Here is a 24,688-nt window from a genome sequence, read left to right on the forward strand (position 1 = left end):
CCAGCGGGCTCCGGTTCGGGTTCCGGTTCGGGTTCCGGTTCGGGTTCCGGTTCGGGTTCCGGTTCGGGTTCCGGTTCGGGTTCCGGTTCGGGCTCGGGCTCGGGCTCGGGCTCGGGCTCGGGCTCGGGCTCGGGCTCGGGCTCGGGCTCGGGCTCGGGCTCGGGCTCCGGCTCGGGCTCGGGTTCCGGCTCGGGTTCCGGCTCGGGTTCAGGTTCGGGCTCGGGTTCGGGCTCGACCTCCTCCGCCTGGCGGACCGGCTGGCGTTCCGGCTCCCGAGCCTCGGCCTCCTCCGGCCGGACCGGCTCGGCCGGGGCGGGCTCGGGCATTTCGGGCTCGACCGGTTCGGCCTCGGCCGTCTCCGCGGGCGGCTCCGCCGCGGCGGCCGGGGGTGCGGAGCCCCCGGCCGCCATGGAGATCTCCAGGCCGCCGACCCCGGCGTCCTCGGCCCCGGTGGGCGGCTCGCGCAGCAACAGGGCCATCGCGACCAGTCCGTGCAGCACCACGGCCAGGATCAGTGCGACCACCCAGTGTCGAATGCCGGGCTGCATGCTTCAGGTCTCCGGCACGGTCAGCAAATCGATACGCTCCACGCCCGCCTCGCGCAGGCGTTCGAGAATGCCGACCACGTCGACGGCCTCGGCGCGGCCATCGGCCTTCACCCGCACCCGCGCCGCATCGCCGTGCCGCTGCAGGTGCTCACCCACCAGACGCGCCATGCCCTCGAGATCGATCTCGTCCTGGTTGACCGCCAGACGCCCCTCGGTGCCCACGATCACCATGAATTCGTCGGGGCCGGGCTGGCCATCCACCGCGGACTCCACCGGCTCGACCTCGAACGGATCCACCGCGCTCAGCTGCCCCGCCACCATGAAGAAGATCAGCAGCAGGAACACGATGTTGATCAGCGGCAGTATGCTCTCGTCGTCGTTGCGCGGCCGGTGCGCGACGTGGAAATGGCGACGCTGCCCGATCATGAGCCGCCCTCCCGGATCACGGACAGGTCGCGGACCCCGGCATCGGCCAGCGCCTCGAGGATCTCGACGGTGCGCTGCATGTTCACCCCGGCCACCGGCATCACCAGCACGCGGGTGTCGGCGTCCTCCGCCAGCCGCGCGGACACGCGTTCGCGCAGTTCAGCGGCGGGTACCGCAATGCCGCCCAGACGCAGGTCATCGGGCCGCACCTCCACCAGCATTGCGCCTTCCATGGAGCCGGCTCCCCCGGCCTCGGCCGGGGCCTCCAGCTCCACGGCGCGCCAGTCGAGGAAACTGGAGGCGAGCATGAAGAACACCAGCAGGATGAAAACGACGTCGATCAGCGGCGTCAGGCTGATCAGGTTACGCCGGCGCGGGCGACCGGTGTCCAGCGTCGGCTGTTCCGCCGGGTCACCGGTCATTGGCTGGCGGGCTCCGCATCCGCGGCCTTCTCGCGCGGGGCCGGGGTCATCAGCTGGCCGGTGAACAGCCGCGTGACCGCGTCATCCATGCGATGCGCCACCCGCTCCACGCGGGTCTCCAGCCAGTTCAGCGCGGCCACCACGGGGATCGCCACGGCCAGGCCCACGGCGGTGGTCAGCAGGGCTTCCCAGATGCCGCCGGACAGGATCGCCGGATCCACCTGGCTGCCGGCTTCTTCCAGCGCCTGAAAGGCCCGGATCATGCCCATGACCGTCCCCAGCAGGCCCAGCAGCGGCGCCAGCGCACCGATCACCTCCAGCGGCCGCAGACCCTGGCGCAGGGACTGGATGGTCGCGTTGCCATACCGCACGACCTCTTCCCGTACGGTGGCTTCGGGCACGCCGGAGCGCAGTCCGCGAATACCACGCGCCACTGCGCGCGCTGCGGGGTTGGGCGTGGCTTCGGCATGCCGAATGGCGGCTTCCGAATCCCCGCCGTGGAACAGCTCCAGGGCCTGCTCGGCCGGACGCACGTCGGTCACCCGCAGCTGCCAGAGCTGCCAGAGCTTTACCAGTACGAACGCCAGTGCCACCACCGACGCCACCAGAAGGATGGCCACCACGGGCCCGCCCGCGTCCAGAAACCCGGCGAAGCGCTCGCCCGCCAGGGACTCGATCAATGCATTCATGCTGGATCCCGAATTCGTTGCCTGAAGGGGCGCGCGCGGCGCACCGGACCGATCCTAGGTGGCCGTGCAGGCCCCCGCTGCCGTGGTCCCGGCCGTCACCGGAATGCCCGCGAAGCCCCCGGCCGGAGCGTGTCCGGCCACCGGCTGGCCCGCGCGATCCGCGCAGTCGCGCAGGATCCCCCGGGCCCGCCGTGCGCACTTGCCGCAATCACCGCACACACCCAGCTGTTCGCGCAGATCGCGCATACGGACGCGGGTATCGCTTTGCGCCACCAGCTCCCGAATCTGGCGTTCGCGCACGGCATTGCAGACACATACAATCATCTTTGACGGCTCCGGCCCCTGGCAATGGGTGGATGAGGCGACATTACCGCTAATGAGAATGCTTTTCAACACTATTCTTTTCAGGTGTGTCGGCCCCACCCGTTGCCGGGTCCATTGATCAGCATCTTCTTATGGATTAGTTTCGAATTTCCGTCCCGGGGCCGCCCCGGACCCGCGGACCCCGCCCCGTCACGGAAGGATTTCGATGCCCGCCGACGCCCCCGACTCCGGCCTTCCGCGCCCCGGCCCCTGGCTGCAGGCGCGCATGCGTCCGCACCGCCACTGGCTGCTGGGCGCCACCGCCGCCGGGCTGGGCGCCACCCTGGCCACCGTGGCCCTGGCCGGCCTGATCGCCTGGGCGGTCCACATGGCGCTGTTCGCACCGGAACGCCTGCCACTGGGCATGGTGCTGGCGGGCGCGGCGGTGGCGGCGGTGCTGCGCTATGCCCTGCAGGCCCTGCGCGATGGCGCCGGCCATCGTCTGGCGGATGCGGTCAAGCGTGAACTGCGCGAGGAACTACTGGACGCGGCCCGGCGCGACGGCCCCGTGCATCTGGCGCACCGCGCGCCGTCAGGGGCCTGGGTCGATCACTACCTGCGGCGAGTGGAAGACCTGACCGGCCACTACGCGCGCTACCTGCCCGGCACCCACATGGTGATCCTGACCCCGCTGGTGCTGCTGCTGACGGTGGCCTGGCTGGACTGGCTCGCCGCCGGACTGCTGCTGCTCTCGGCACCGCTGATTCCCGCCTTCATGGCCCTGGTCGGCATGGGCGCCGAACAGATCCACCGCCGCCAGCAGGACGAGGAGAACCGCCTCGCCGGGCACTTCCTCGACCGCCTGCGCAGCCTCGACTTTCTGCGCCGCGCGCGCGCCACGCAGGCGGCCCGCGAGGCGGTGGTGGCTGCCAGCGACGAACACCGCCGCCTGACCATGCGCGTGCTGCGGGTCGCGTTCCTGTCGTCGGCGATCATGGAATTCTTCAGCGCGGTCGCCATCGGCCTGCTGGCCATCTATATCGGTTTCGGCCTGTTCGGGGCGATCGACTACGGTCCGGCCGGCAGCCTGACCCTGTTCACCGGGCTGTTCATCCTGGTGCTGGCGCCCGAATACTTCCTGCCCCTGCGCCAGTTCGCGCAGAGCTATCACGACCGGGCTGCCGCGCTGGCCGCGGCCGAGTCCCTGGCGCCCCTGTTGCAGCCGGCCGGTGGCCCCGCCACCGCCCCGCCCGGGGCGCCGGACAGCCCGCGCACGGCGGTACACCTGGCCGGAGTGCAGGTGCAGTATCCGGATACCGCCCAACCGGCCCTGCACGACATCGACCTGCAGATCGGACGCGGGGAACACCTGGCGGTGACGGGCCCCAGCGGCTCCGGCAAGTCCACCCTGCTGGCGCTGCTGGCCGGCTTCCTGCGACCGGCCGGCGGCGAGATCCGCGTGGCCGACGACCTGCAGCGGTTCGTGTGGATCGGCCAGGACGCCCACCTGTTCCACGGCAGCCTGCGCGACAACCTGCAACTGGCCAGCGCCGAACCGGTAAGCGACGCGGCGATGCACGACGCCCTCGCCCGCGCCGGGCTGCCGGTCGATGACCCGCAGCTGCCGGACGGGCTGGATACCGCCATCGGGGAAGGCAACACCGGAATCTCCGGGGGGCAGGCCCAGCGCATCGCGATGGCCCGCGGGATCCTCGCCGGGCATCCGCTGTGGCTGCTGGACGAACCCACCAGCGCGCTCGACGAGGCGACCGAGGCCGCCCTGCTGGACACCCTGTTCGCCCTGGCCGCCGAGCACGACATCACCCTGGTCATCGCGGCCCACCGCGAGGCCGTCAGGGAACGTGCCAGCCGGGTGGTCCGGCTGGCCGATGGCCGCGTGGAGAGCCTCGCATGACGGACCGTGAATACCTGCAACGCCTGTTCACCTCGCGCCTCGGCTGGAGCCTGCTGGCCTGGCTGCTGCTGGCGGTGACCTGGGTCAGCGGCATCGTGCTGCTCGCCCTGTCGGGCTGGTTCATCACCGCCACGGCCCTGGCCGGGGCTGGCATGCTGGCCACCCTGGACATCTATTCACCGTCCGGCGGGATACGTGCGGCGGCGGTGCTGCGCACGATCGCCCGGTATTTCGAGCGCGTGACCGGACACGAAGCGGTCCTGCGCATCCTCGCCGACCTGCGCGCGACCACCTTCCGCCAGCTGGCGCGCTGGCCGGCGCGAAGCCTGGCGAGTCTGCGCAGCGGCGACCTGCAGGCCCGCCTGACCAGCGACATCGACACCCTGGACGCCATCCCGCTGCGGGTGGTGGGACCGATGGTCGGGGCCCTGCTGGCGCTGGTCAGCGCCGTGGCGATCGCCCTGTGGCTGGCCCCGCCGCTCGCCGCAGTCATTCTGCTGGTGGCCGCCGCGATCACCCTGATCACCGCCGGGCTTGCGGCGGCGGCCGGTCGGCGTCTCGGCCGCCGGCTGGTGCAGGAAGAATCGAATGAGCGCGTGGCGCTGCTGGACTACTTCGGCGGGCTGCCGGAACTGACTGCGTTTGGCCGCCTGGAGGAACGCCGAGCGGCCCTGGCCCGGCGAGCCCGTGAGGGAGCCGCGCGGCGCCTGACCCAGGAACGCGCGGGGGTGCTGGGCGAACAGGGCGTGCAGCTGGTGGTGATGCTGACCACCCTCGCCATGCTGGGCTACGCGCTGCATGCCTACGCCGAAGGGCTGATCTCCGGGCCGGTCGCCGTGCTGCTCACCCTGATGACCCTGGGCCTCAACGAGGCGCTGGGCAGCCTGCCCGGCGCCTGGTGGCGCCTCGGCGAGAGCCTGGAAGCGGCGCGGCGCCTGCGCGAGACCGAGGCCGAAGCCGAGGGTCCGGAGCCCGCCGGGGCAGAACCCGTCGAACTGCCCCCCGGCCCGCTGGAAGCGCGCGGCCTGAGCGTCGGCTTCCGCGCCGACCGCCCGCTGGCCGGCCCGCTGGACATCCGGCCGGAACCCAGTTATCCGCTGGTGATCCACGGCATCAGCGGGCGCGGCAAGACCGCCCTGCTGGAGACCCTGGCCGGCGAGTTGGCACCCACCGGCGGCGAACTGCGGTGGGGCGAGCAGGATCTGACCACGCTGGATCCCGACACCCGCCACCGGGTGATCGGCTACCTGCCCCAGCGCGTGCGCCTGCTGGACGACAGCCTGGCCGCCAACCTGCGCCTCGGCCGCCCCGATCTGCCCGCCGACCGCCTGTGGGCCGTGCTGGATCAGGTGCGCATCGCGCCGCTTCTGCAGCGCATGGGCTACAGCCTGGAGTATCCGCTGGGCGAAGATGCCGGCAACCTCTCCGGCGGGCAGGCACGCCGGGTGGCGCTGGCCTGGCTGCTGCTGCAGGACCGGCCGGTTGCCCTGCTGGACGAACCCTTTGCAGGACTGGACGAAGCCACCGAGGCGGCGATCCTGGAGCGCATCGGGCCCTGGCTGGAGGCGCGGCAGACGGTCATCGTGACCCACGCACCCCGGCGCATGCCGGCGCACTGGCCACGGCTGGCGCTATAGGGACGTTTTCGGGAGAACAGGCGAGGGAAGAAAGACCCGGCGACCGCGGGGCTGCGACCGCCGGGGGTCCCGGACCGGCGGGGGCCGGTCCGGCGGGCAGGATCAGTGCTCGTGACCGCCCGGCCCGTGGGCGTGACCGTGTTCCAGCTCTTCCGCGGAGGCCTCGCGCACGTCCACCACTTCGACGTCGAAGTTGAGGGTCTGGCCGGCCAGCGGATGGTTGCCATCCACCGTGGCGGTGTCGCCCTCGACCTTGGTGACCGTCACGGTCAGCGGACCGTTTTCGGTCTGAGCCTGGAACTGCATGCCCGGCTCGATCGAGTCGACGCCCTGGAAGGCCTCCATCGGGACTTCCTGGACCATGGCGTCGATCTTCTCGCCGTAGCCTTCTTCCGGCGGCACCGTGGCCTGGACCTTGTCACCGGCGGCCTTGCCTTCCAGCTGGCGCTCGAGGCCCGGCACGATCTGGCCGTTGCCGTGCATGTAGGCCAGCGGCTCGCGGCCTTCGGAGCTGTCGATGGTCTCACCGGAGTCGTTGGTGAGCTTGTAGTGGATGGACACCACGGAGTTCTGCGCGACTTGCATTGGGCTTTGCTCTCTTGAGATATGGCCCGACAGGGTAACGTGACCGCCCCCCTCGCGTCACAGGCCCCGGCCACGGTGTTCAGGCAACGCCGTTCCCTGTCACAGGGAAACTTCCCCCTCATTGCATGGAGCCACTGGTCTTCGTCCGTGCATGGAGCCGCTGGTCCTCGTCGTTGCATGGAGCCGCTGGTCCTCGTCATTGCGAGGAGCCACTGGTCCTCGTCATTGCGAGGAGCCGAAGGCGACGTGGCAATCGGCCGAAGCTGGCTGCACACAGGATCCGGTTGGCTTCGGCCGGAGATCGCCACGTCGCTTCGCGACTCGCGATGACGGGGCAGGAGAGGCTTGGCGACTCGCGATGACGGGGCAGGAGAGGCTTGGCGACTTGCGATGACGGGGGAGGGAGAACCTGGCGGGTCGCGATGACGGCCACGGTGTCACGGTGCCGGCCGCCTCCCGGTACTGGCAGGACACGCAGGCCGCCGGGACCTGCCGCAAACAAAAACGCCGGGCAGGAGCCCGGCGCATGCGTTGCGTACAGAGTCCGCGACGGGCGGCCGCTCAGGCCGCCTGCAGCAGGAACCGGTTCAGGCGCTGCACGAACCCGGACGGATCCTCCAGCTGCCCGCCCTCGGCCAGCAGGGACTGTTCGAACAGCAGCGAGGCGAGGTCGTTGAAGTCGTCGCCTTCCGCCGTCTTCAGCCGCTCCACCAGCGGGTGCTGCGCATTGACCTCCAGTACCGGCTTCGAGGAGAAGGTCTCCTGTCCGGCCTGCTTCAGCAGCTCCTGCAGATACAGCGCCATCTCGTGCTCGCCGAGGACGATGCAGGCCGGCGAGTCCACCAGCCGCTTCGACGGGCGCACGGAGTCGACCCGGTCACCCAGCGCGCCCTGGATGCGCTCGGGCAGGTCGCCCAGCTCGTCATCCTTCCGGTCCTCGGTGTTGTCCGCGTCGTCGGAATCCTGCTCGCCGATGATGTTGTCGAGATCAAGGTCGCCCTTGGCCACGTTCCGGATCGGCGTACCGTCGAACTCGCGCAGGTTGGACAGCAGCCATTCGTCCACCCGGTCGGACAGCAGCAGCACCTCGATGCCGTGCTTGCGGAACACCTCCAGATGCGGGCTGTTGCGCGCGGCGGCGGCGTTGTCGGCGCTGATCACGTAGATCGCGTCCTGCCCTTCCTTCATGCGGGCCTTGTAGTCGGCGAAGGAGACGTTCTGCGTGTCATCGTCGTTGTGCGTGCTGGCGAAGCGCAGCAGGCCCGCGATCTGCTGCTGGTTGGCGAAGTCCTCGCCGGGGCCTTCCTTGAGCACGCGACCGAAGTTGTCCCAGATCCCGGCGTATTTCTCCGGTTCGTTCTTCGCGATGTTCTCCAGCAGGCCGAGGATCTTCTTCACCGAGCCGGACCGGATGGAATCCACCAGGCGGTTGTCCTGCAGGATCTCGCGCGAGACGTTCAGCGGCAGGTCGGACGAATCCACCACCCCGCGCACGAAGCGCAGGTAGTTCGGGAGGAGCTTCTCCGCGTCGTCCATGATGAACACGCGCTTCACGTACAGCTTCACCCCGTGGCGCGCATCGCGATCCCACAGATCGAAGGGGGCGCGCCCCGGGATGTAGAACAGCGTGGTGTACTCCTGGCGGCCTTCCACGTGGTTGTGGGTCCAGGCCACCGGGTCCTCGAAATCGTGCGCGACGTGCTTGTAGAACTCGCGGTATTCCTCGTCGGAGATCTCGCTCTTCGGCCGCGTCCACAGCGCGCTGGCGCGGTTGACGGTCTCCCAGTCGTCCGTCGGATTGCCTTCGTCGTCCTGCTGGCGCATGCGGATCGGGAAGGCCACATGGTCCGAGTAGCGCCCGATCACGTGGCGCAGGCGCATCGGCTCGAGGAACTCGTCGGCGTCTTCCTTCAGGGTCAGGGTGATCTCGGTGCCCGGTTCCGCGCGCTCGCATTCGGCCAGGGTGTATTCGCCATCGCCCTTCGACTCCCAGCGCGTGCCGGCCTCGACCCCGGTGCCCGCGCGCCGGGTCTCCACGCGCACGTGGTCAGCCACGATGAACGAGGAATAGAACCCGACCCCGAACTGCCCGATCAGCTGGGCATCCTTCTGCTGGTCGCCGGTCAGCTTCTCGAGGAAGGCCCGGGTACCCGAATGGGCGATGGTCCCGATCTGCTGGATCACCTCGTCGCGCGACATGCCGATGCCGTTGTCGCGCACGGTCACGGTGCGGGCATCCTTGTTCACGTCCACGTCGATGTGCAGCTCGGCCGGCTGCGGGATCTCGTCGGGGTTCGCGGTCGCCTCGAAGCGCAGCTTGTCGCAGGCGTCCGCGCCGTTGGAGATCAGCTCGCGCAGGAAGATCTCGCGGTTGGAATACAGCGAGTGGATCATCAGCTGCAGCAGCTGGCTGACCTCGGTCTCGAACTGGCGGGTTTCCGCGCCGGCGGCTTGCTCGGTCCGGGTTTCGGTCATGGGATTACGACTCCGTGATGGGTTCGGATGGGTTCAGACATTGGCAACACGCCGAAGGGTGGGGTCGCCGCCGCCTTCTTCAAGCCCCTCGGCTCGATAAAGCGCCCCCTCGCCCTCCGGATCGAGACAGCCGAGCACCGCGGGCAGCGTTGCGGCCAGCTCTTCTTCCAGTTGCCACGGCGGACGCAGCACCAGCATGCCGGAGCCTGCGAGCCCGGGATGCGCCCCGCGCTCCACGCCGGGATCATCACGCAGGCGCAGTTCGCTGCGCACCCAGGGGATGCTCCGGGTGCACAGCCGTTCCATCAGGGGGTGATCGGGACGCCCCGCCAGCACCGGATACCAGATCAGCACCATCCCGGTGTTCCAGCGCGCCAGGATGGTCTCCGCCATCTCCGCCACTTCGCGGTATTCCGCCGGGCGTTCATACGAAGGGTCCAGCAGGGCGAACCCGCGCCGCGGCTGCGGCGGGAACAGCCCGCGGGCGGCCTCGCGCGCATCGCGCCGGTGCACATGGCAGCGCGCATCCCCGGCGAACGCGCGCTGCAGGCGTTCGTGGGCCTCGGGGTGCATCTCGCACGCCACCAGCCGGTCATTCTCGCGCAGGGACGCGCGGATCAACGCCGGTGATCCCGGATACCCGTCGGTCCCGGCCACCTGCTGCACGGTCTCGAGCAACCCGGTCACCGCCTCCGGCAGCGCGGCTTCGCGGGCACAGGCGCGCAGGCGCTCGATGCCGAGCGCCGCCTCGCCGGTCTTGCGCGCCCGCTCGCCGCCCAGGTCATAAACCCCGGCCCCGGCATGCAGATCGAGCGCCACGAACGGCTTGTTCCGCCGCTGCAATGCCGCCAGCACCGCGCGCAGCACCAGATGCTTGTGGATATCGGCGAAATTGCCGGCGTGGTAGTCGTGCTGATAGCTGAGCATGGCTCGCTCCCTTTCGCCCCGGCCATAAAAAAACCACCGCGGCGGACCACGGTGGCTGGACTTCCTTGCGGCCGGCTCCGGGTCACGGAGCGCGGCGCCCGCTGCGGGGGCAGTTTACTGGTTTACCGGGGACTCCGGGTCCAGCAGATAGGCCATGATGTGGCTGATCTCCCGCTCGCTCAGCAGTTCGTTGGAACCGAACCGGGGCATCTCCGTACAGGGGAAATACTGGTGAGGATTCGAGATCACCTCATGCGCATACCGCAGGGACGCCTCGTCGGTACCCCGGCCGTTCCCGTACCCGGCCAGGCTCGGCCCGATCGTGCCATAAACCGGCTCGTTCGGGTCCATCTGGTGACAGGCGTAGCAGTTACCGCCGGGAGTGCGCGTGGAATGGTCGTCGTTGCGATGCCCCACGCGGAACCCGTAGCCGGAACGGGCCAGCTCTGCGCCCCGCTCCCAGTCACCCAGACGTGGCCCCCCGGGGGGTGCCTCGTAGCTCTCCCGGGCGAGGGTGATCACCTCCTGCACCTGATCGTCCGGAAGCTCCCCTCCGACTACGGAACATGCACGCTGCAGGTCATCCTGCTCCATGCGCCCGCGGGCCGAACCGCCTTCCTGAACGGGCTGGTCCAGTCGATAACTGTCCGATTCGAACACGATATGTTCAACCAGTTCGTCCGTCTCCATCGAGGCGATGTCGATCTCGCCCTCGTCGGCGTCGCCGAAGAACTGACACCCCGTGGTGAACAACGCCGCCGACACGGCAAGCGGCAACCCCCAACGTACCCTGTGGCCTGGCATCCCTGATGTCTCCCCGATTCCGTTTCGCCGCCGAACTCGCGACCGCAGCCACACCGGCGGCACCGGCAGGGTGCACGGCGGCGCCCGGTTAACCCCGGATCGCGGGTGCGATGGTGAATAATGTCTGGTCCCGTGGCGAATGCCCCGGGAGGGGGCCGCCGCGAGGAACGCGGCGGCCCGGGTCACGATCCGCCGAACGGATCGTCATGCAGCCTTGCGGCTGCCCCGGATCAGTTGTTGACCGGGGACTCCGGATCCAGCAGATAGGCCATGATGTGGCTGATCTGCTCCTCGCTCAGCAGGCCCTGGAACCGGGGCATTTCCGCACACGGGAAGTACTGGTGCGGGTTGTGGATGACCTGATGGACGTATTCCCGGATGGCCTGGCTGTCGCCGCGGGTTGCGCCGTAGTTCACCAGGCTCGGCCCGATGGTGCCCTGCGTGGGACCTTCCGGATCGAACACGTGGCAGTTGACGCAGTTGCCGCCGGCTTCGCGGGTGGAATGGTCATCGGTACGGTGACCGATCCGATAGCCGTAGCCGGAGAACGCCAGCTCTTCACCACGCTCCCAGTCGCCCAGCTCGATGTCGCCTTCCGGGGCCTCGTACTGCTCGCGGGCCAGGGCCACCACGCGGCCGGCGGTCTCGCCGTCCGGGTCACCCTCGATCGAGCAGGCCGCCTGGATCTCGTCCTGGGTCATGCGCTCTTCCATGGTACCGCCTTCCTGCGGGACCTGGTCATAGCGGAAGCTGTCCGACTCGAAGATCATGTATTCGGCCAGCTCGTCCGCGCTCATCGCAGTGATGTCGACGTCGTCCGACTTGTTGCCCTCGGCCACGGCGCAGCCCGTTGCCAGCGCGACGGTTGCAAAGGCGGCCACACCGGCCGCAACAGTATTTTTCTTGAACATGCTTGCTGTCTCCTATTGCGTCCGGGGTTACCGCTTCAGGTCGGGCAGGATCGCCGGCTCGCCACGGGCCGCGTCATTCCAGAAAGCGATGAGCGCGGTGTTGGCCATCGAGTCCGGCCGGATGCCGGCGTGGCGCATCTGCCACACGCAACCACGGATGCGGTGGTTCTGACTGCGGACGTTGTCGTGCCCGGCACGCTGGGCCGGCCAGGAGACCGCCTTGGTCCATTCCTGGGAATCGCGCATCTTGGGCAGGACCGACGCACGAATGCGCTTGCCGGACTGACCGTGACAGGAGGCGCAGTTGAAGTCCTGAGCTCCGCCGCGACGGAAGAACAGCTTCTCGCCGGCCGCGATCATCGCCTGTTCCTCGGGATGATCGTTCTGCGGCTGCCACTCCATGCCGGAAGACTCCATGGCGATATAGGTGGTCAGCTGCATGATGTCCGAACCGCTGCCGTGGCGCTGCGCGACGGCCGCGTCATCGGCGTCGAAGCCCTGGATTTCCTTCATGCAGTGCACCAGGCGCTGCTCGAAATCCATGACCTTGCCGACGTCCTCGAAGTAGCGCGGCAGCTCCACGTAGGCGCCTTCCAGCACGCCCTCGCCCTTGCCGAAGTCGCAGGATTCCAGCGATGCGTTGTTCGGCCCGCGCTCCTCGTAGAACAGCTGCTCGCCGTCTTCCGCCACCCACAGGGCGGGGTTGTCCGGCATCATCATGATGTTCTGCTCACTCTGATGCAGATACGCCGAATCGGGGTTGGCGTCGAGCAGCTTCTGCAGGACATCGGTCGGGTCCTGCCATTCGCCGGCCTGGGCAGCGCCCCCGACCGCCATTGCTACGGGCAAGGCGAGCAATGCTTTCTTGAACATGGAAACCTCCATCACACGGTTTTATTCGATGGGCCCGGGTCTCCGTCGCCCGAACCTACGCTGCAGAGTGCGGAATGCGTGAACACCGTGTCAACAAACAAACGCTATATTAGCGTTTCCTAAAAGTCTGTTTTTCAAGGGTTCTTGCAGTCCGGCACCGATAGGCAGACGCCCCGGGGAACGGATCTATTCCCCTTTTTGCAAAAAGTTCCCGTTGATTTCGGTTTGCCGGTTGGCTTCGTGGCGCAGGAGGGCCTGTTTGGCGGCGGCCAGGGGGCCCGCAACCTGGCCGGCGTATCCCCCCGCGGATCCGCGATCGGGGGCGGCGCCGGCCGGCAGGACACGATGACAGGGGATGAACAGGGGCCAGGGATTGGCACGACAGGCCTGGCCCACGGCCTGCGGCGAGGAGCCGATGGCGCGGGCGATCTGGCCGTAGGTGCGGGTTTCGCCGACGGGGATGCGGGTCAGCGCGTGCCAGACCCGTTGCTGATGCGGGCTGCCGGGCGGCAGGCAATCGGGCGGAACCCAGGCACGCGGGTCCCGGGCGTAGACCTCGGGAGCGAAGGGCAGGCGCAGCGGGACGGGAACCCGCGTCTCATGGCCTTCCCAGCCGAGCAGGAGAAGGGAGTTTTCAGGGTCGCAGGCATACACAAAGGCCAGCGATGCACCCGGGAGGATGCAGCGCCGGCCTTGCATGCGCTCGCGCGGGGGTCCGCGGGACCAACCGCGGCCCGGAGGGTCAGCCGCGACCCTTGGCCCGGGCGCGCACGTCTTCCTTGATGCGCGCGGCCTTGCCGGTACGATCGCGCAGGTAGTACAGCTTGGCCCGACGGACCTTGCCGCGACGCTTGACCTGAATCTCGGCGATCTGCGGGCTGTGGGTCTGGAAGGTGCGCTCCACTCCGTTGCCGTAGGAGGTCTTGCGCAGGGTGAACGCGGAGTTCAGGCCGCGGTTGCGCTTGCCGATCACTACGCCCTCGAAGGCCTGCAGGCGCTCGCGCTCTCCTTCGCGCACCTTGACCTGCACCACCACGGTATCGCCCGGGCCGAAATCCGGGACATCGGATTTCATCTGCTCGGCTTCCAGTTGCTGAATGACGTTATTCATTGCTCGACCTCAATCATCGCTCTCGGAGCGGACGCCACCTCGCGGGTGACGCTCGCGGTATTCGTCCAGCAGGGCCTGATCCGTGCCCCCCAGTTCGAGCCGGGCCAGCAGATCCGGCCTGCGGCTCCATGTACGCCCCAGCGCCTCACGGCGGCGCCAGCGGCGGATCGCGCCGTGGTCGCCTCCAAGGAGGACGCCGGGGACGCGGTGTCCGTTCAGTTCCTCCGGCCGGGTGTAGTGCGGACAGTCCAGCAGGCCCTCGCTGAAGGAATCCTGCTCGGCGGAATCCGCATGCCCCAGCACCCCGGGCCGGAGGCGGGCGCAGGCATCGATGATCGCCATGGCGCCCAGTTCCCCGCCGGAGAGCACGTAGTCTCCCAGCGAGATTTCTTCATCGACTTCGGCTTCGATAAAGCGTTCGTCGATCCCTTCGTAGCGGCCGCAGACCAGCGCCACCCGCGGTCTTGCCGCGAGGGCCCGGACCCGCTGCTGATCCAGCGGCCGTCCCTGCGGGGTCAGCGCGACCACGTGCAGCGCCTCGCGGCCATCGGCCCGGGCGGCGTCCAGCGCCCCCTTCAGCGGCGGCACCTGCATGACCATGCCGGGGCCGCCGCCATAGGGCCGGTCGTCCACCGCCTGGTGCACCCCGCTGGCCCAGTCCCTGGGATTCCAGGTCCGCAGGTCCATCTGCCCGGCCTCCACGGCCCGGCGCGGGATGCCCCATTGCGTCACGGATGCGACCAGCTCCGGGAACAGGGTGATGACGTCGAAGCGCATCGCCGCGTCAGTATTCCGGATCCCAGTCCACCCGGATCCGTCCGCCCTCGAGATCGACCTCGAGGATGTACGGACCCTGCACCCAGGGGATCAGCCGCTCGCGTTCACCGCTCACGACCATCACGTCATTGGCGCCGGTCTCCATGAAACCGGTGACCGTCCCCAGCGGCGTGCCGTCGACATGTTCAACGGACAGGCCCTGCAGGTCGGCCCAGTAATACTCGCCTTCTTCCGCCGGGGGCAGCCACTCGCGTTCGATCGCCAGCTCGGCCCCCATCAGTCCGTAGGCGGCATCGCGATCGGCCACCCCGGCGAACTTGATGACCACGCCGGGGCCGTGCGCGCGGCCGCTTTCAATCTCCACCAGCCGCCATCCCTCGGCCTGCTTCATCCACAGGCGGGGGAAACCGGTGATGGCGTCACGCGGCTCGGTCTCGGAAAAGATCCGGACCCAGCCCCTGACGCCGTAGACCCCGGAGACGCGTCCGACGCGGATGCGCTCACCCGCCTCGCTCACCTGCGTCTCCCGGAGGTCAGGCCGCCGCAGCCTGCTGCTTGCGGTACCCCTTGACCAGGTGCTCCACGCGCTCGGACATGCCGGCGCCGTGGCTCAGCCAGTAATCGACCCGCTCGAGGTCGATCTTCAGCGGGATTTCCTGACCGCGGGCAACCGGATTGTGAAAACCGACGCGCTCGATGTAGCCGCTGTCGCGGCGGGCGCGGGAGTCGGTCACCACGATCGAGTAGAAGGGGCGCTTCTTGGCGCCGCGGCGTGACAGACGAATTGTAAGCATGAAGTCTTGAACCCCGTGAAGTTCGGTTTCGCGAGAAAACGCGCGATTATAACGAATTGCAGCGCCAAGACAAGGCCGAAGCCCCGTCGTCAGCGTTTCGGCAGGCCCCCTCCGGGGCCTCCAGGGCCGCCCATGCCGCCCATTTGTCCTCCGAGGGCCCGCATCATTTTCGATGCGCCGCCCTTGGAGAATTTCTTCATCGCCTTGCTCATCTGGGTGTGCTGCTTGAGCAGGCGGTTGACGTCCTGGATCTGGCAGCCGGAACCCGCGGCGATGCGGCGCTTGCGCGACCCCTTGATGATGTCCGGGTGGCGGCGTTCTTCGTCGGTCATCGAGGAGATCACGGCCCGCATGCGGCGGATCTCCTTGTCGCCGGCCTGATTCTTGATGGCCTCCTGCATCTTGCCGCCGCCGGGCAGCTTTTCCAGCATGCTGCCCATGCCGCCCATCTTTTCCATCTGATCCAGCTGCTCGCGCAGATCGTTGAGATCGAAGCCGCGCCCCTTCTTCAGCTTGCGCGTGAGCTTTTCGGCCTTTTGCTCGTCGACCTGCCGCGAGGCCTCTTCCACCAGGGAGACCACGTCGCCCTTGCCGAGGATACGGGACGCGATACGTTCCGGATGGAAGGGCTCGAGCCCGTCGGGGCGTTCGCCGGTGCCGATGAACTTGATCGGCACCCCGGTGATCTGGCGCACCGACAGCGCGGCACCCCCGCGGGCATCGCCGTCGGCCTTGGTCAGCACCACACCGGTCAGCGGGAGGGCGTCGCCAAAGGCGCGCGCGGTGTTGGCCGCGTCCTGCCCGGTCATGGAGTCGACCACGAACAGGGTCTCCACCGGTTCGACGGCCGCATGCAGGCTCTGCACCTCGGCCATCATGTCCTCGTCGACGTGCAGGCGCCCGGCGGTGTCCACCAGCAGCACGTCGATCCCTTCGCGCCGCGCCCGCTGCACCGCACCGGTGGCGATGTCGTCGGGCTTCTGCGAAGTATCGCTGGGGTAGAAGGTCACCTCGACCTGGCCGGCCAGGGTCTCCAGCTGCTGGATCGCGGCGGGGCGGTAGACGTCGCAGCTGACCACCGCCACGCGTTTCTTGTCGCGCTCGCGCAGGAGCTTCGCCAGCTTGCCGATACTGGTGGTCTTGCCCGCGCCCTGCAGGCCGGCCACCAGCACCACCGCCGGCGGCTGCGCGGCCAGATTGAGGGAGGCGTTCTCGCCACCCATGGTCGCGACCAGCTCGTCGTGCACGACCTTGATCAGGGCCTGCCCCGGCGTCAGGCTGCCGATGACCTCCTTGCCCAGCGCCTTTTCCTTGACGTCCTTCACGAACTCGCGCACCACCGGCAGCGCGACGTCGGCCTCGAGCAGGGCCATGCGCACTTCGCGCAGGGCCTCCTGGATGTTGTCCTCGGTCAGGCGCGCCTGACCCTTCAGACGCTTCATCGTGTCCTGGAGGCGACTGGAAAGGCCGTCGAACATGGGACGTGTCTCCTGCGGATGAAATCGGCGGGGCGCGGCCCGCATCGAATCGAGCATTATACCCGTGACGGGGGTCTCCTGCAGCGCGCGATGACGAAGTGCATTCGCGGGCGTGACAAGGGATAATCCGCGCATGACCACGATCGCCGGAACCATCGCCGTTTTTCTGTACCTGATCGCGCTGGGCTACCTGGCCCTGGGGATACGCGACCGACCGCTGGCCGCCGGGCAGCCACGCGGACCGCTGGCAGTGTGGCTGCTGGCGCTGATCGCACATCTGGTTGCCCTGGTCCCGGCGATCGCGACCGGCACCGGCTGGAACCTGTGCCTGGGCAATGCGCTGTCGGCGTCGATGTGGCTGGTGGCGGCCCTGCTATGGGTCACCGCCCTGCGTCACCCGCTGGCCAGTCTCGGGATGGTGGTCCTGCCACTGACCCTGCTGGCCGCGCTGACCGCGCTGCTGTGCGACGGCGACGCCCGCTACGCGACCTCGGCCGGCATCGCGGTGCACGTACTGTTTTCCGCCCTGGGCTGGGCTTTTCTTGCACTATCCACCGCGCAGGCTGCGGTGATGACCGCCCAGCACCGCGCCCTGCACGACCACCACACGCGCGGGATCGTGCGCTACCTGCCGCCGCTGTTCTCCATGGAGCTGTGGCTGTTCCGCATGATCTTCATCGGCTGGCTGTTCCTCGGGCTGAGCCTGCTCTCGGGCTTCATCTTCGTCGACGACCTGTTCGCTCAGGACCTGGTGCACAAGTCGGTGCTGTCGATCCTGGCCTGGCTCATCTTCTCGGTGCTGCTGCTGGGGCGCTGGCGGCTGGGCTGGCGCGGGTCGCGCGCGCTGGCCTGGACCACCGGCGGCTTCGTCGCGCTGGTACTGGCCTACTTCGGCACCAAGCTGGTGCTGGAGGTCATCCTCGGGCGCGTCTGAGCCCCTGCCCCGGCGCTTGACAGCCTCGCGGGGCTTGCCTGAAATGGAGCCAGCCCACCCCTGACCGCAGGTCGCCCCGTTGCAAGAAATCCCGCTGTCCGTCCTGTTCGGCGCGCTGGTCGTGCTGTTCCTGCTGTCGGCCTTCTTCTCCGGGTCGGAGACGGCACTGATGGCGCTGAACCGCTACCGCATGCGGCATCGCGCCCAGACCGGGCACCGCGGGGCGGCGGATGCCGCACACCTTCTGGAACAACCGGACCGGCTGATCGGGCTGATCCTGCTGGGCAACAATTTCGTCAACATCCTGATCGCCCAGATCGCCACCATCATCGGCTGGCGGCTGTTCGGCGACACCGGGGTGGCCATCGCCACCGGCGTGCTGACCCTGACCCTGCTGATCTTCGCCGAGACCGCCCCCAAGACCCTGGCGGCCCTGCACAGCGAGCGGGTCGCCTACCCCGCGGCACGAATCTACCGCATCCTGATGCGGGTGCTGTGGCCGGTGGTATGGCTCATCAACCTGCTGGCCAACAATTTCCTGCGGCTGTTCGGGGTGCCGGTGGATGCCCGCCAGCGCTCGGCCCTCAATGCGGACGAGCTGCGCAGCGTGGTCTCCGAGGCGGGCTCGCTGATCCCTCCGAACCACCGCCGCATGCTGCTCAACCTGCTGGATCTGGAGCGGGCCACGGTCGAGGACATCATGATCCCGCGTAACGAGATCGTGGTGCTGGACCTGACCGAGCCGTGGAACGAGGTCCTGGATCAGCTGCTGCACGGCAGTTTCACACGGCTGCCGGTGGTGGAGGGCGAGCTGGACCGGGTGCTGGGCTTTCTTCACCTGCGCGACGTCCTGCCGCTGATCGAGCGTGACGAGTTCGGCCCCGAAGAACTGCGCCAGGTGGTGACGGCACCCTGTTTCATTCCCGAAGGGACGCCGCTGAACCGCCAACTGATCAACTTCCAGCAGCAGCGTCGCCGGATCGGGCTGGTAGTGGATGAATATGGTGACATCCAGGGCCTGATCACCCTGGAGGACCTGCTGGAGGACATCGTCGGCGAATTCACCACCGACTCGCCGACCATGAGCGACGACGTGCTGTTCCAGGACGACGGCGCGGCGATGGTCGACGGCGGCATCCACCTGCGCGAGATCAACCGCGCCCTGGCGCTGGACCTGCCGCTGGACGGCCCGCGCACCCTCAGTGGGCTGATCGTGGAGCACCTCGAGAGCATCCCCGAAGCCCCGGTCAGCGTGCGCATCAACGGCGTGGTAATGGACATCGTGCAGATCAAGAACAACACCATCCGCACCGTGCGCATCCCGCCGGAACACCACAGCCCGACCACCCCGGAAGACTGACATGGCCCGCAGCAAGACCCAGTACATCTGCCGCGCCTGCGGCGCGACCTCGCCCAAATGGGCCGGCCAGTGCGGGGAATGCGGCGCTTGGAACACCCTCGAGGAGGCCGCGCCGGTCGCCTCCGCCGGGCCGCGCGGCGGCGGCTATGCCGGCGAGAGCGCACGCATCACCCGGCTGGGCGAGGTCGAGACCGGCGAGCTGCCGCGCACCTCCACCGGCATCTCCGAACTCGACCGGGCCCTGGGCGGCGGCCTGGTGACCGGCTCGGTGATCCTGATCGGCGGCGACCCCGGCATCGGCAAGTCGACCCTGCTGCTGCAGACCCTGGCCGCCCTGCCACCGGAACAGACCCTGTATGTGACCGGCGAGGAATCCGCCCAGCAGGTGAGCATGCGCGGGCAGCGCCTGGGGCTGGAAGTGGACGGCCTGCGCCTGCTGACCGAGACGCAGGTGGAAAACATCATCGCCACCTGCGAAAGCGAGCGCCCCGGGGTGCTGGTGATCGACTCCATCCAGACCCTGTTCACCGCCGCTTCGCAGTCGGCCCCGGGATCGGTCAGCCAGGTGCGCGATGCCGCCGCCGCCCTGGTCCGGCTCGCCAAGCAGCGCGGCATCACCGTGATCCTGGTCGGCCACGTGACCAAGGACGGGCAGCTGGCCGGCCCGCGCATCCTCGAACACATGGTCGACACCGTGCTGTACTTCGAGGGCGACCCGGACGGGCGCTACCGCATGCTGCGGGCGGTCAAGAACCGCTTCGGCGCGGTCAACGAGCTGGGCGTGTTCGCGATGCTGGAGACCGGACTGAAGCCCGTCTCCAACCCCTCGGCGATCTTCCTGTCACGCCACGAGAACCCGGTGCCCGGCAGCGTGGTGATGGTCACCCGCGAAGGTACCCGCCCCCTGCTGGTGGAGGTCCAGGCCCTGGTCGCCGAGAGCCACGCCTCGCAGCCGCGACGCATCACCGTGGGCCTGGAGCAGAACCGCCTGACCATGCTGCTGGCGGTGCTGCACCGCCATGGCGGCGTGGCCCTGTTCGACCAGGACGTGTTCATCAACGTGGTCGGCGGCGTCCGCGTGACCGAGACCGCCGCCGACCTGCCGATGCTGGCCGCCGCGCTGTCCAGCCTGCGCGACCGCCCCCTGCCGCAGGAACTGCTGGCCTTCGGCGAGGTGGGCCTGGCCGGCGAGATCCGCCCGGTCCCCAACGGCGAGGAACGCCTGCGCGAGGCCGCCAAGCATGGCTACACCCGCGCCATCGCCCCCGCCGCGAACGCCCCGCGCAAGCCGATCAAGGGCATGGAGGTGGTCGCCGTCTCGCGCCTGGGCGAGGTCCTCGACGCGCTGTAGGCCGGAAGTCGGCATAACGGGCCGCGCAGAGCCGGCAACGACCACTCCGAATCCATAAGAAAGGGCGCCCGCCGGGGCGCCCTTTCTTAATCGGCCGGCCTGGCCTCACCGTCAATTGACGGCGTCGAGATCCGCCGCCAGGGATTCGCGCATGCCCTCGGGCACGGCGTCCACGCGGTGGTTGTAGTTCTCGTGGTCCACGCCGGCGGCGATGGCCGCGCCGGATTTGGCCGCCGACACCATCGCGGGCGTCAGTTCGAAGCGCAGGAAGTGCACCGACGAGGTCTTGTCCTCGGTCTCGCGGTCGAGGTCCTCGTTGGCGATCGGATAGACCTTCTCGTGGCCTTCCACCTGCACCCAGGTCACGCGCTCGATGCCGATCAGCTTCGACAGCTGTACCTTGCGCTCGTCCGCGTCGGGGAATTCGACCATCATGGTCACCTTCCAGTTGGAGCCGTCCGGGATCAGGGGGTTGTAGGCACCCAGTTCGTCCTCGATGCCTTCGCGGTCGAAGATCTTCTCGATCCGCAGCATCTCCTGGATCTGGTACTGCATGGTCATGCGATCTTCGAAGTGCAGGGTGACCGCAGGACCGATCTGCAGCACGCGGTGACGCTTGTGCTCCATCACGTCACGACGGAATTTCGGCCGTACCTCGGAATACTGTTCCAGGGAATACAGGTCGTCACGGCTGAGCTTGTCCACGTTTTCCTCCGTTACCATATTCTCACCTCCTCGAGCACCGGGAGCCACATCACCCGCGCGGGGGGCATCAGTGGTCGTGATGCTGGCTTTTGTCGGTGTAGTCCTTGTCGGACCACAGGTTGTCCTTGAGTTCGTGATCGAACACCGGGTTCCGGCGGCGGATCCACTCCAGCACCATCGCCGCATGTTCGATCTCCTCGTCACGGTTGTGCGCGAGGATCGCCTTCAGTTCGGGATCCTTGCAGGCGTCCATGCGCTGCTGGTACCAGTCGACCGCCTCGAGCTCTTCCATCAGCGAAACGATGGCGCGATGCATCTCGCGCGATTCGTCGCTGAGCTCCTCGACCGGTTCGTGGTAGCTGTCACTGGCCATTCGCTTCCCTCCTGATGGGTGTTACAGCCCGTAGGCCTGACGCAGCAGCGTCAGCGGGTGCTCGGGCTGCTTGTCGTCGTCCTTCATGCCGTTCTCGATCATGTGGCCGGCCATCGGGCAGTCACTGGAGAAGTGGTCCGCCTCGGCCTTCTGCACCCGGTTCACCACGGGCCGGCAGATCTTGCTGGCCGTCTCGTAGAACTCGCTCTTCACGCCGTAGGTGCCGTCGTGCCCGGAGCAGCGTTCGACTACGTCGATCTCGGTGTCCGGCACCAGCTTGAGCAGATCGCGGGTCTTCAGGCCCATGTTCTGCACGCGCAGATGGCAGGCGGCGTGGTAGGCGATCTTGCCCAGCTTTTCCGGGAAGTCGGTGTTCAGCTTGCCGTCCTTGTGGCGCTCCATCAGGTACTCGAACGGGTCGAAGATACGATCGCGCACCGTGGCCACGTCGGCGTCGTCCGGGAACATCAGCGGCAGTTCCTGCTTGTACATCAGCACGCAGGACGGAACCGGGGCGACGATGTCGTAGCCCTGGTCGATCATCTTCTTCATCGCCGGGATGTTGGCGTCCTTGGAGGCCTCCACCGACTCCAGGTCGCCCAGCTCGAGCTTGGGCATGCCGCAGCACTGCTCCTTCTCGACCAGCGTGACCTCGATGCCGTTGTGCTCGAAGACCTTGACCAGGTCCTCGACCAGGTGCGGCTCGTTGTAGTTGCCGTAGCAGGTGGCATACAGCGCGACCTTGCCCTGGGTGGCGCCGGCCGGTTCCGGGTTGCTCACCCCGCCGGACACCTTCGACACGCGCGAACGGCCCTTGTTCGAGTGATACTCGGGCACCGGGGCGTCCGGGTGCACGCCGACGGTCTTGTCCAGCAGCTTACGCACGGTTCCGTTCTTGTTGGCCGCGTTGACCGCGCCGGCCACCACCGGAATGCCCGCCAGCTTGCCCACCGTGTCGGTACTGGAGAGCAGTTTGTGCGAGGTCTTCGCACCCTCGTTCTGGAACCGGAATGCCTTGGCCCGCAGCATCAGGTGCGGGAAATCCACGTTCCACTCGTGCGGCGGGACGTAGGGGCACTTGGTCAGGTAGCACAGGTCGCACAGGTAGCAGTGATCCACCACCTGCCAGAAATCTTTCTTGTCGACCCCGTCGACTTCCATGGTCTCGGATTCGTCGACCAGATCGAACAGCGTGGGGAATGAATGACACAGACTGACGCAGCGCCGGCAGCCGTGGCAGATATCGAAGACGCGCTCGAGTTCGTTGAACAACGATTCCTCGTTGTAGAACTCGGGGTTCTTCCAGTCCAGTGGATGGCGGGTCGGGGCTTCGAGACTGCCTTCACGTTGATGGGTCGGCGCAGACATTCATCCCTCCGGATGTTCTGATTGTTCTGTTCTTGCAGACAAGACGGGGCCGGCTGAGCCGGCCCCGCTGCGGGACACGAGCCGCGACGATCAGTCGTCCAGCTGGTCCAGCGCCTTCTGGAAGCGGTTGGCGTGGGAACGCTCCGCCTTGGCCAGGGTTTCGAACCAGTCGGCGACTTCGTCGAAGCCTTCGTCGCGCGCGGTCTTGGCCATGCCCGGGTACATGTCGGTGTACTCGTGGGTCTCGCCGGCGACCGCGGTCTTCAGGTTGGCTTCGGTACCACCGAATTCCAGGCCGGTGGCCGGGTCACCACAGTCCTCGAGGTACTCGAGATGCCCATGGGCGTGGCCGGTTTCACCTTCCGCGGTGGAGCGGAACACGGTAGCCACGTCATTGTAGCCTTCCACGTCCGCCTTCGAAGCGAAGTACAGATAGCGACGGTTCGCCATCGATTCGCCGGCAAACGCTTCCTTCAGGGCTTCTTCGGTCTTGCTGCCTTTCAGATCCATGATGTCTCTCCTTCTTCGTATGGGTTCTACACAGACACAGCGAGCGAGTGTCGCATCGAGTGCAGAGGATGATTTAGACTCTGTCTAAACCGTATCGCAAATGTATGCCCTGCCCCCGGCCCTGTCAACCTGCCCCCTCGTGCTTTTCACGCACGCGCGGATCCGGTACTTTGGCCGTTTTTGCAGCCGACAATCGCCATGTCCGACGAGACTCCCGATCCCGCCCCCGGAACCCCGGCCGACTTCGAAGCCAGCCTGGAGGCCCTGGAGACCCTGGTGGCCCGCATGGAGTCGGGCGAGCTGGGTCTGGAACAGTCGCTGGAGGAGTTCCAGCAGGGCATGCAGCTGGTCGATCGCTGCCAGCGGGCCCTCGACGAGGCCCAGCGGCGCATGGAAGCCCTGACCACCGAAACCTCCGGCAATCCGGAAGCCGCCAGCGGGACCCCGCCCGCGACGGATGACGATGACCCGGTGCCCTTCTGATCCGGACCCGCGGACGCCCGACGTGACAGCCACCACCTCGCCCGAACAGGCCATCCCCGCGTATCAGGAACGCATCGAGGGGGTCCTGGACCGAGCCCTCGATCCCGCCGGCGCACCCGACGCCCGGCTGATCGAGGCGATGCGCTATGCCACGCTCTCCGGCGGCAAGCGCCTGCGCCCGCTGCTGGTGTATGCCACCGGCGAGGCCCTGGGGGCCCCGCAGGACGCGCTGGATGCCGCAGCCGCGGCGGTGGAAATGATCCACGTCTACTCGCTCATCCACGACGACCTTCCGGCGATGGATGACGACGATCTGCGGCGCGGACGCCCGACCTGTCATCGGGCCTACGATGAAGCCACCGCGATCCTCGCCGGCGACGCCCTGCAGGCGCAGGCCTTTGTCACGCTGTCGAGCGGGACGGCGGCACTGCCGGCCGGGCGCGCCCCGGTCATGCTGCAGGAACTGGCCCGCGCCGCCGGCCTGCAGGGCATGGCCGGGGGCCAGGCCATCGATCTGGGAGCTTGCGGCGGGCGCCTGGATCTGCCGGGGCTGGAGGGCATGCACCGGCTGAAGACCGGCGCCCTGATCCGCGCCTCGGTTCGCCTGGGCGGGCTGGCCGGCGGCGCCGACGACGCCCTGCTGGCGCGCCTGACCGACTACGCCGAATGCATCGGCCTGGCCTTCCAGATCCGCGACGACATCCTGGACGTCGAGGGTGATCCGGAGACCCTGGGCAAGGCCTGCGGAGCGGATGCGCGCCTGGACAAATCGACCTTCCCCGCGCTGATGGGCCTGGAAGCCTCGCGCGAACGCGCGGTGGCGCTGGTCGACCAGGCCCTGGAGGCGCTGCAACCCCTGGATGCGGAGGCCGATTTGCTTCGCCATCTCGCGCGTTACATTGTCGACCGCATCCACTGAGCCGGTGCCC

27 protein-coding genes and 1 pseudogene are annotated in these 24,688 nt (G+C 68.1%); 7 read left to right on the plus strand and 21 right to left on the minus strand.

Annotation, left to right across the window (positions count from 1 at the left end; translation table 11 throughout):
• From C998_RS0109285 to C998_RS0109305, 5 genes and pseudogenes are all read right to left on the minus strand, one after another.
• A pseudogene (locus tag C998_RS0109285) lies at positions 1 to 548 on the minus strand (energy transducer TonB); the annotation flags it as partial.
• 3 nt (positions 549 to 551) lie between these two features.
• A complete protein-coding gene (locus C998_RS0109290; RefSeq protein ID WP_018870591.1) occupies positions 552 to 974 on the minus strand; it encodes a biopolymer transporter ExbD in 423 nt (140 codons plus the stop codon).
• Positions 971 to 1,396, minus strand: coding sequence for a biopolymer transporter ExbD (locus C998_RS0109295; RefSeq protein ID WP_018870592.1), 426 nt, complete (start codon positions 1,394 to 1,396; stop codon positions 971 to 973). Before C998_RS0109295 ends, C998_RS0109290 begins: the two co-directional genes overlap by 4 nt.
• Positions 1,393 to 2,085 carry a MotA/TolQ/ExbB proton channel family protein gene (locus C998_RS0109300; RefSeq protein ID WP_018870593.1) on the minus strand — a complete coding sequence of 231 codons (693 nt, stop codon included), beginning with the start codon at positions 2,083 to 2,085 and terminating at the stop codon, positions 1,393 to 1,395. The genes C998_RS0109295 and C998_RS0109300 overlap by 4 nt, the downstream gene beginning before the upstream one ends.
• A gap of 54 nt (positions 2,086 to 2,139) precedes the next feature.
• Positions 2,140 to 2,409, minus strand: a complete 270-nt coding sequence (locus C998_RS0109305; RefSeq protein ID WP_018870594.1) for a (2Fe-2S)-binding protein — start codon at positions 2,407 to 2,409, stop codon at positions 2,140 to 2,142.
• Between the two features lie 205 nt (positions 2,410 to 2,614).
• On the opposite strand from C998_RS0109305, the gene cydD reads away from it, so the two are divergent.
• Entirely contained in the window at positions 2,615 to 4,303 is a 1,689-nt protein-coding gene (gene cydD / locus C998_RS0109310) for a thiol reductant ABC exporter subunit CydD (RefSeq protein WP_018870595.1), read from the plus strand.
• On the plus strand, positions 4,300 to 5,940 hold the full coding sequence (gene cydC / locus C998_RS0109315; protein WP_018870596.1) for a thiol reductant ABC exporter subunit CydC: 1,641 nt from the start codon (positions 4,300 to 4,302) through the stop codon (positions 5,938 to 5,940). Before cydD ends, cydC begins: the two co-directional genes overlap by 4 nt.
• Positions 5,941 to 6,042: 102 nt before the next feature.
• Here the strand turns inward: cydC and C998_RS0109320 are convergent, their stop codons facing one another.
• From C998_RS0109320 to ffh, 12 genes are all read right to left on the minus strand, one after another.
• Positions 6,043 to 6,525 carry a peptidylprolyl isomerase gene (locus C998_RS0109320; protein ID WP_018870597.1) on the minus strand — a complete coding sequence of 161 codons (483 nt, stop codon included), beginning with the start codon at positions 6,523 to 6,525 and terminating at the stop codon, positions 6,043 to 6,045.
• Positions 6,526 to 7,086: 561 nt separating this feature from the next.
• Positions 7,087 to 9,000 carry a molecular chaperone HtpG gene (htpG, locus tag C998_RS0109325; RefSeq protein WP_018870598.1) on the minus strand — a complete coding sequence of 638 codons (1,914 nt, stop codon included), beginning with the start codon at positions 8,998 to 9,000 and terminating at the stop codon, positions 7,087 to 7,089.
• Positions 9,001 to 9,033: 33 nt separating this feature from the next.
• Positions 9,034 to 9,927 carry a 23S rRNA (adenine(2030)-N(6))-methyltransferase RlmJ gene (locus tag C998_RS0109330; protein ID WP_018870599.1) on the minus strand — a complete coding sequence of 298 codons (894 nt, stop codon included), beginning with the start codon at positions 9,925 to 9,927 and terminating at the stop codon, positions 9,034 to 9,036.
• Between the two features lie 114 nt (positions 9,928 to 10,041).
• Complete coding sequence (gene soxX / locus C998_RS0109335; protein WP_038081907.1) at positions 10,042 to 10,731, minus strand: sulfur oxidation c-type cytochrome SoxX; 690 nt, start codon at positions 10,729 to 10,731, stop codon at positions 10,042 to 10,044.
• A gap of 230 nt (positions 10,732 to 10,961) precedes the next feature.
• Positions 10,962 to 11,642 (minus strand): sulfur oxidation c-type cytochrome SoxX, encoded by a 681-nt coding sequence (soxX, locus tag C998_RS0109340; protein WP_018870601.1) that lies wholly within the window; start codon positions 11,640 to 11,642, stop codon positions 10,962 to 10,964.
• A 27-nt stretch (positions 11,643 to 11,669) separates the two neighbouring features.
• Complete coding sequence (gene soxA, locus C998_RS0109345; RefSeq protein WP_018870602.1) at positions 11,670 to 12,479, minus strand: sulfur oxidation c-type cytochrome SoxA; 810 nt, start codon at positions 12,477 to 12,479, stop codon at positions 11,670 to 11,672.
• 222 nt (positions 12,480 to 12,701) lie between these two features.
• Positions 12,702 to 13,214 (minus strand): methylated-DNA--[protein]-cysteine S-methyltransferase, encoded by a 513-nt coding sequence (locus C998_RS0109350; protein WP_018870603.1) that lies wholly within the window; start codon positions 13,212 to 13,214, stop codon positions 12,702 to 12,704.
• A 43-nt stretch (positions 13,215 to 13,257) separates the two neighbouring features.
• Positions 13,258 to 13,626 carry a 50S ribosomal protein L19 gene (gene rplS / locus C998_RS0109355; RefSeq protein ID WP_018870604.1) on the minus strand — a complete coding sequence of 123 codons (369 nt, stop codon included), beginning with the start codon at positions 13,624 to 13,626 and terminating at the stop codon, positions 13,258 to 13,260.
• A 9-nt stretch (positions 13,627 to 13,635) separates the two neighbouring features.
• The gene (trmD, locus tag C998_RS0109360) at positions 13,636 to 14,403 is read right to left on the minus strand and encodes a tRNA (guanosine(37)-N1)-methyltransferase TrmD (RefSeq protein ID WP_018870605.1); all 768 of its coding nucleotides are present in this window, start codon (positions 14,401 to 14,403) and stop codon (positions 13,636 to 13,638) included.
• A gap of 7 nt (positions 14,404 to 14,410) precedes the next feature.
• A complete protein-coding gene (gene rimM, locus C998_RS0109365; RefSeq protein ID WP_018870606.1) occupies positions 14,411 to 14,920 on the minus strand; it encodes a ribosome maturation factor RimM in 510 nt (169 codons plus the stop codon).
• Between the two features lie 16 nt (positions 14,921 to 14,936).
• A complete protein-coding gene (gene rpsP, locus C998_RS0109370; RefSeq protein WP_018870607.1) occupies positions 14,937 to 15,197 on the minus strand; it encodes a 30S ribosomal protein S16 in 261 nt (86 codons plus the stop codon).
• Positions 15,198 to 15,286: 89 nt separating this feature from the next.
• Positions 15,287 to 16,675 carry a signal recognition particle protein gene (gene ffh / locus C998_RS0109375; protein WP_018870608.1) on the minus strand — a complete coding sequence of 463 codons (1,389 nt, stop codon included), beginning with the start codon at positions 16,673 to 16,675 and terminating at the stop codon, positions 15,287 to 15,289.
• Between the two features lie 133 nt (positions 16,676 to 16,808).
• On the opposite strand from ffh, the gene C998_RS0109380 reads away from it, so the two are divergent.
• The 3 genes from C998_RS0109380 to radA all read left to right on the plus strand — a co-directional run bounded on the left by C998_RS0109380 (position 16,809) and on the right by radA (position 20,320).
• Positions 16,809 to 17,609 carry an inner membrane protein YpjD gene (locus C998_RS0109380; protein WP_018870609.1) on the plus strand — a complete coding sequence of 267 codons (801 nt, stop codon included), beginning with the start codon at positions 16,809 to 16,811 and terminating at the stop codon, positions 17,607 to 17,609.
• 79 nt (positions 17,610 to 17,688) lie between these two features.
• On the plus strand, positions 17,689 to 18,969 hold the full coding sequence (locus tag C998_RS0109385; RefSeq protein ID WP_018870610.1) for an HlyC/CorC family transporter: 1,281 nt from the start codon (positions 17,689 to 17,691) through the stop codon (positions 18,967 to 18,969).
• A gap of 1 nt (position 18,970) precedes the next feature.
• Positions 18,971 to 20,320: a DNA repair protein RadA gene (radA, locus tag C998_RS0109390; RefSeq protein ID WP_018870611.1), complete on the plus strand. Its 1,350-nt coding sequence runs from the start codon at positions 18,971 to 18,973 to the stop codon at positions 20,318 to 20,320.
• A 111-nt stretch (positions 20,321 to 20,431) separates the two neighbouring features.
• Here the strand turns inward: radA and C998_RS0109395 are convergent, their stop codons facing one another.
• The 4 genes from C998_RS0109395 to C998_RS0109410 all read right to left on the minus strand — a co-directional run bounded on the left by C998_RS0109395 (position 20,432) and on the right by C998_RS0109410 (position 23,276).
• Positions 20,432 to 21,043: a DUF3501 family protein gene (locus tag C998_RS0109395; protein ID WP_018870612.1), complete on the minus strand. Its 612-nt coding sequence runs from the start codon at positions 21,041 to 21,043 to the stop codon at positions 20,432 to 20,434.
• Positions 21,044 to 21,092: 49 nt separating this feature from the next.
• Positions 21,093 to 21,398: an encapsulin-associated ferritin-like protein gene (locus C998_RS0109400; RefSeq protein WP_018870613.1), complete on the minus strand. Its 306-nt coding sequence runs from the start codon at positions 21,396 to 21,398 to the stop codon at positions 21,093 to 21,095.
• 21 nt (positions 21,399 to 21,419) lie between these two features.
• A complete protein-coding gene (locus tag C998_RS0109405) occupies positions 21,420 to 22,766 on the minus strand; it encodes a heterodisulfide reductase-related iron-sulfur binding cluster (protein ID WP_018870614.1) in 1,347 nt (448 codons plus the stop codon).
• A 90-nt stretch (positions 22,767 to 22,856) separates the two neighbouring features.
• Positions 22,857 to 23,276 carry a rubrerythrin family protein gene (locus C998_RS0109410; protein WP_018870615.1) on the minus strand — a complete coding sequence of 140 codons (420 nt, stop codon included), beginning with the start codon at positions 23,274 to 23,276 and terminating at the stop codon, positions 22,857 to 22,859.
• A 198-nt stretch (positions 23,277 to 23,474) separates the two neighbouring features.
• Here C998_RS0109410 and xseB point away from each other — a divergent pair, with 198 nt between their 5' ends.
• Positions 23,475 to 23,759: an exodeoxyribonuclease VII small subunit gene (xseB, locus tag C998_RS0109415; protein ID WP_018870616.1), complete on the plus strand. Its 285-nt coding sequence runs from the start codon at positions 23,475 to 23,477 to the stop codon at positions 23,757 to 23,759.
• A complete protein-coding gene (ispA, locus tag C998_RS0109420; RefSeq protein WP_051076738.1) occupies positions 23,740 to 24,678 on the plus strand; it encodes a (2E,6E)-farnesyl diphosphate synthase in 939 nt (312 codons plus the stop codon). The genes xseB and ispA overlap by 20 nt, the downstream gene beginning before the upstream one ends.
• Positions 24,679 to 24,688 lie beyond the last annotated feature (10 nt).

This window comes from Thioalkalivibrio sp. ALgr3, from assembly GCF_000377325.1.
Classification (GTDB): Bacteria; Pseudomonadota; Gammaproteobacteria; order Ectothiorhodospirales; family Ectothiorhodospiraceae; genus Thioalkalivibrio.

Excerpts from the sequence above, each read along its gene's own strand:
- C998_RS0109290 (WP_018870591.1), bottom strand. The coding sequence starts at position 974 with ATGATCGGGCAGCGTCGCCATTTCCACGTCGCGCACCGGCCGCGCAAC.
- C998_RS0109295 (WP_018870592.1), bottom strand. The coding sequence starts at position 1,396 with ATGACCGGTGACCCGGCGGAACAGCCGACGCTGGACACCGGTCGCCCG.
- C998_RS0109300 (WP_018870593.1), bottom strand. The coding sequence starts at position 2,085 with ATGAATGCATTGATCGAGTCCCTGGCGGGCGAGCGCTTCGCCGGGTTT.
- C998_RS0109305 (WP_018870594.1), bottom strand. The coding sequence starts at position 2,409 with ATGATTGTATGTGTCTGCAATGCCGTGCGCGAACGCCAGATTCGGGAG.
- cydD (WP_018870595.1), top strand. The coding sequence starts at position 2,615 with ATGCCCGCCGACGCCCCCGACTCCGGCCTTCCGCGCCCCGGCCCCTGG.
- cydC (WP_018870596.1), top strand. The coding sequence starts at position 4,300 with ATGACGGACCGTGAATACCTGCAACGCCTGTTCACCTCGCGCCTCGGC.
- C998_RS0109320 (WP_018870597.1), bottom strand. The coding sequence starts at position 6,525 with ATGCAAGTCGCGCAGAACTCCGTGGTGTCCATCCACTACAAGCTCACC.
- htpG (WP_018870598.1), bottom strand. The coding sequence starts at position 9,000 with ATGACCGAAACCCGGACCGAGCAAGCCGCCGGCGCGGAAACCCGCCAG.
- C998_RS0109330 (WP_018870599.1), bottom strand. The coding sequence starts at position 9,927 with ATGCTCAGCTATCAGCACGACTACCACGCCGGCAATTTCGCCGATATC.
- soxX (WP_038081907.1), bottom strand. The coding sequence starts at position 10,731 with ATGCCAGGCCACAGGGTACGTTGGGGGTTGCCGCTTGCCGTGTCGGCG.
- soxX (WP_018870601.1), bottom strand. The coding sequence starts at position 11,642 with ATGTTCAAGAAAAATACTGTTGCGGCCGGTGTGGCCGCCTTTGCAACC.
- soxA (WP_018870602.1), bottom strand. The coding sequence starts at position 12,479 with ATGGCGGTCGGGGGCGCTGCCCAGGCCGGCGAATGGCAGGACCCGACC.
- C998_RS0109350 (WP_018870603.1), bottom strand. The coding sequence starts at position 13,214 with ATGCAAGGCCGGCGCTGCATCCTCCCGGGTGCATCGCTGGCCTTTGTG.
- rplS (WP_018870604.1), bottom strand. The coding sequence starts at position 13,626 with ATGAATAACGTCATTCAGCAACTGGAAGCCGAGCAGATGAAATCCGAT.
- trmD (WP_018870605.1), bottom strand. The coding sequence starts at position 14,403 with ATGCGCTTCGACGTCATCACCCTGTTCCCGGAGCTGGTCGCATCCGTG.
- rpsP (WP_018870607.1), bottom strand. The coding sequence starts at position 15,197 with ATGCTTACAATTCGTCTGTCACGCCGCGGCGCCAAGAAGCGCCCCTTC.
- ffh (WP_018870608.1), bottom strand. The coding sequence starts at position 16,675 with ATGTTCGACGGCCTTTCCAGTCGCCTCCAGGACACGATGAAGCGTCTG.
- C998_RS0109380 (WP_018870609.1), top strand. The coding sequence starts at position 16,809 with ATGACCACGATCGCCGGAACCATCGCCGTTTTTCTGTACCTGATCGCG.
- radA (WP_018870611.1), top strand. The coding sequence starts at position 18,971 with ATGGCCCGCAGCAAGACCCAGTACATCTGCCGCGCCTGCGGCGCGACC.
- C998_RS0109395 (WP_018870612.1), bottom strand. The coding sequence starts at position 21,043 with ATGGTAACGGAGGAAAACGTGGACAAGCTCAGCCGTGACGACCTGTAT.
- C998_RS0109400 (WP_018870613.1), bottom strand. The coding sequence starts at position 21,398 with ATGGCCAGTGACAGCTACCACGAACCGGTCGAGGAGCTCAGCGACGAA.
- C998_RS0109405 (WP_018870614.1), bottom strand. The coding sequence starts at position 22,766 with ATGTCTGCGCCGACCCATCAACGTGAAGGCAGTCTCGAAGCCCCGACC.
- C998_RS0109410 (WP_018870615.1), bottom strand. The coding sequence starts at position 23,276 with ATGGATCTGAAAGGCAGCAAGACCGAAGAAGCCCTGAAGGAAGCGTTT.
- xseB (WP_018870616.1), top strand. The coding sequence starts at position 23,475 with ATGTCCGACGAGACTCCCGATCCCGCCCCCGGAACCCCGGCCGACTTC.
- ispA (WP_051076738.1), top strand. The coding sequence starts at position 23,740 with ATGACCCGGTGCCCTTCTGATCCGGACCCGCGGACGCCCGACGTGACA.